The organism is Shewanella hafniensis, from assembly GCF_019655335.1.
Classification (GTDB): Bacteria; Pseudomonadota; Gammaproteobacteria; order Enterobacterales; family Shewanellaceae; genus Shewanella; species Shewanella hafniensis.
On record NZ_BPFD01000149.1, the window covers coordinates 1 to 3,765 of the forward strand.

The following is a 3,765-nucleotide window of genomic DNA, read 5'->3' on the forward strand; positions in this document are numbered from 1 at the left end:
CGTGATTAAATAAATTTAATGTGAAACATATCTCAACTTCAAAACTATAATATCGCAGTCTGCTAGTGTCGTTTTTAGATTTAATGTTTTTTATATTTTAAAATGTGATAAAGATAAATTTGGAATTTTAAAAGGTGAAATTCATTTAATTGAATTTCACCTTATCGATTATCAATTATCAATTATCAATTATCAATTTTTACATTCAAGATTTGCGCTAAATAGCAATGAGATCTGATTCTTAACTTGTTGTTTATTATTAATTTGCCATTGTTAAATGTGATCTTTGTCAAAAAAAATAAAATGCTTCACGTTAATACTGAAGTTGCTTTAAAGGAGATAACAAAAAATAAATAGGTTATTGGAGGCGTTATGAATACTTCAGTCATTCTCAGCTATGCGTTTATGTATTTCGTGCTGTTTGTAGCAGTGCCATTTGTTTTTGTCATGTTCGTCATGACCTGCATTAAGTTTTTTAAAGCGGGCCCCGATGAGGCAGAACATCATGAAATGAAACTTAAACCAGTACTGTTCGATAAACAAAGTTTTAACTTTTTTAAATCGTTAAAAACCGTAGTGGAAGGCAAATACGATGTTTGCTGTAATGTCCCGCTAGACACCGTATTTGAAATGGACCAGCATGACGCTGATTTAAATCACGAGTGCCGACTAGACTATGTGTTAATAGATCATGACTCATCTGAAGTGAAAATGGTGATCAGTGATTTTGGCAAAGAACACAACTCGCCAATGAAAAAGCTGTTTAGTAAGTTCAATATCAACTTTATTGAAATGAACCAACATAAACAGTGGGATACACAGAGCCTTAAGCAAGCGTTAGCCGTCTGATCCGACCGTCGGGTTCGGAGTTATCCGAACCCTGACACTCCTCTTCTCCCTTCCCAAAATAAATGTGAGGACTCCCTATGTCCAAAAGACAATGGCTGTGGTCGATTCGCTTGGGTGCAATTGCATTGCTTTTAAGCTTTGGTGCGACAAGTGCCGAGTCGGCCCTTCAAATTAACAGTGACACGACTTGTATGAAGTGCCACAAACGTAACGGTCAAATGTTAGGGCATCACGGCCAAGATGCGATGAAAATGACCTGTTCAACCTGTCATGGCGAAAAAGGCGATCACCCTAAAAAGCCGAATGATATCGTGGTGTTTGGTATGAAAGATGGCTCGGAGCTTGATACTCAGCTCGCCGTTTGTCACAAGTGCCATACACAGCGAAAACTGGGCGAAACCGAATGGACGCATAATGTGCACGCACAAAAAGTGCCCTGTGCCGCCTGTCATAAATTACATAGCCCAACCGAACCTATGGCGGATATGACGCCAAAAGTTCGCAGTGAGCTGTGCCGCAATTGCCATAGTGGCCAGTAGGGGTAGGTTATGGAAAATTCAAAAAGAAGATTTCTAAAAGGCACATGTGCCTTATTTGCTGGCGCTACGGGCGCATCACTGCTCGCCACAGTGAATGCCTCTGAAGGTGCTAAAGCAGAGTCAGATATTAAATATGCGATGATTCATGATGAAACTAAGTGTATTGGTTGCCGCGCATGTGAAGTGGCATGTCGTGAAACCAATCAAGTGCCAGAAGGGGTTTCACGGGTCAGGATTGAGCAAACTGGACCGTTCGGTGAGTATCCGAATGAGTATTATCACTTTAGCCGTGTTTCTTGTCAGCATTGTGAAGATGCACCTTGTGTCAACGTGTGCCCAACGGGGGCTGCCTTTATTGAGAAAGAAACCGGCATAGTGTCAGTCAATGCGTGGAAATGTGTCGGCTGCCAATATTGTATTGCGGCTTGCCCTTACAAAATTCGTTTTATTAATCCAGTCACCCACGCGGCGGATAAGTGTGATTTCTGCCGTGAGACGAATCTTGCGCAAGGTAAACAGCCTGCCTGCGTTGAGGCTTGTCCGACTAAGGCGTTAGTGTTCGGTAATTTAAAAGATCCAACGTCTGAGTTAGTACAAGTGCTGCGTGCTAACCCAACTCAACGCGCGAAAGTCGCCCTCGGAACGCGACCTAAGTTGTTCCGTATCCTGGCAAAATCCGGGGAGGTGATACTATGAGTGCCCTACATTTTGATACCTTAGTCTGGCATTGGCCGATTGCAATTTACCTGTTTTTAGCGGGTGTATCAGCAGGGGCTATGTTCTTCGCCGTACTGTTGAAACATTTTGTTTTGAAGCAAAACGCCTATCAGTCTGGTTTTATACGTGCCGCCTGTATTGTCGCCCCAGTCGCCGTAATGGCGGGCTTAGGCATATTGGTCGCAGATTTAACTAAACCCCTCGATTTCTGGAAGATTTTGGTGTTTTACAATCCTAAATCTGTGATGTCGATGGGTGTACTGATTCTGTTGATTTACCAAGTGTTTATGTTTATGTGGATTGGGTTAATCTTTCGCAAACCAGTCGATGCTTGGTGTGAATCGCGCTTTCCTATCGTCCTTAAATTGACGGCTTTACTCGCTCGGTTTGAGGCGACGATTACGGGGTTACTGGTGATTCTATCCTTAGCATTAGGCGCATATACCGGCTTCTTGTTATCGGCATTACCCGGCTATCCCATGCTGAAAAATCCTGTGCTGCCTTTACTGTTTTTGGCATCTGGATTGTCTTCCGGCGCGGCATCTTCATTACTTGGTGGCGTGTTGATGAATGGCAAACCGAATGACAAAGAGGTGCACTTTATCCACAAGGTTGAAATTCCACTGATTTTAGTCGAAATTGTGCTGATTTTTACCTTCTTTATGGGCTTAGTGCTTACAGGAGGACAGAGTAAGATGGCCGCCTTTAATGCGCTAGGTTATGGCTTCTGGGGCTGGATTTTCTGGGTGGGAATTATCGGGCTCGGTTTATCAGGCCCCTTAGCGATGAACCTGTTTATGACTACGACGTCGAAACGCAAATGGGCTTATGTTGCAGGGACGGCATGCTTGAGTTTAATCGGGGTTTTATTGCTGCGTAACTTCATTCTGTACACAGGACAAATGACGATCGCTTAAGGCGCGACACTTCATTCATAATGAACAAGATGATAAGAATCAAGGAAATCGACGGATCGCGGAAACAATGTCAAAGGAAAACATTGTAGATGAGGCCCTTGCGGCGCTGGCTGAGCTCTCAAGGGGTAAGTCTAGTCGCGATTGGTTGTGTAACAGGGAGGTCGCTGGGCAAGGATGCCATGTTTTACACTTCAATATTTTGCCCTGCCTCCAAATGGGCCTCGCCACCTCTATTCCTTAGGGTGGCGTTTCTTGTTTTAGGGCAACTGTCCTTTACTCGCCTAGATTATTAATCCACTCACTCATCACCACATGGGTTTTGATCTTGATGATATCTGTGTGCGTGTCGATGTACTCACGGATCTCATGCAGGCGGCGCATCGAAGGTGCATGCACGTACACGAGTAAATCCATATCACCGGAAATACCACGGCAGGTAATCACCTCGGGGATCGCTTGAAAAACGTGTACCACGTCGGCACAACGTGGACATTGGTGTTGGATTTCGAAATAAGCCGACACCCCTTCTTTTTGCGACTCACTCAAGAGTACTTGATAGCCACGGATCACCCCAGTCTGTTCGAGTTTTTTAATCCGCTCGGCTACCGCGCTGCGGGAAAGGTTCACTTGTTCGGCAATATTCGACACGCTCTGGCGTGCATCCTGACGCAAACTATGAATGATGGCGGTATCGAATTTATCCAAGGGTGACTCCAGTGAAAATGGCGATATCATATCTGTAT

Annotated in this window: 5 protein-coding genes; 4 read left to right on the forward strand and 1 reads right to left on the reverse strand. The window is 44.2% G+C overall.

The window, feature by feature from the left end:
- Nucleotides 1–372 precede the first annotated feature (372 nt).
- From K5Q99_RS21440 to nrfD, 4 genes are all read left to right on the forward strand, one after another.
- Entirely contained in the window at nucleotides 373–849 is a 477-nt protein-coding gene (locus K5Q99_RS21440) for a DUF2726 domain-containing protein (protein ID WP_006079641.1), read from the forward strand.
- 77 nt (nucleotides 850–926) lie between these two features.
- The gene (locus K5Q99_RS21445) at nucleotides 927–1,388 is read left to right on the forward strand and encodes a nitrite reductase (protein WP_011845461.1); all 462 of its coding nucleotides are present in this window, start codon (nucleotides 927–929) and stop codon (nucleotides 1,386–1,388) included.
- A 9-nt stretch (nucleotides 1,389–1,397) separates the two neighbouring features.
- Complete coding sequence (locus K5Q99_RS21450; RefSeq protein ID WP_220778078.1) at nucleotides 1,398–2,084, forward strand: 4Fe-4S dicluster domain-containing protein; 687 nt, start codon at nucleotides 1,398–1,400, stop codon at nucleotides 2,082–2,084.
- Entirely contained in the window at nucleotides 2,081–3,022 is a 942-nt protein-coding gene (gene nrfD, locus K5Q99_RS21455) for a cytochrome c nitrite reductase subunit NrfD (RefSeq protein ID WP_220591420.1), read from the forward strand. Before K5Q99_RS21450 ends, nrfD begins: the two co-directional genes overlap by 4 nt.
- A gap of 273 nt (nucleotides 3,023–3,295) precedes the next feature.
- On the opposite strand, the gene K5Q99_RS21460 is transcribed toward nrfD, so the two are convergent.
- Nucleotides 3,296–3,727 (reverse strand): Lrp/AsnC family transcriptional regulator, encoded by a 432-nt coding sequence (locus K5Q99_RS21460; protein WP_006079646.1) that lies wholly within the window; start codon nucleotides 3,725–3,727, stop codon nucleotides 3,296–3,298.
- Nucleotides 3,728–3,765 lie beyond the last annotated feature (38 nt).

Coding starts and splice junctions, on each gene's coding strand:
- K5Q99_RS21450 (WP_220778078.1), top strand. CDS start 1,398: ATGGAAAATTCAAAAAGAAGATTTCTAAAAGGCACATGTGCCTTATTT.
- K5Q99_RS21445 (WP_011845461.1), top strand. CDS start 927: ATGTCCAAAAGACAATGGCTGTGGTCGATTCGCTTGGGTGCAATTGCA.
- nrfD (WP_220591420.1), top strand. CDS start 2,081: ATGAGTGCCCTACATTTTGATACCTTAGTCTGGCATTGGCCGATTGCA.
- K5Q99_RS21440 (WP_006079641.1), top strand. CDS start 373: ATGAATACTTCAGTCATTCTCAGCTATGCGTTTATGTATTTCGTGCTG.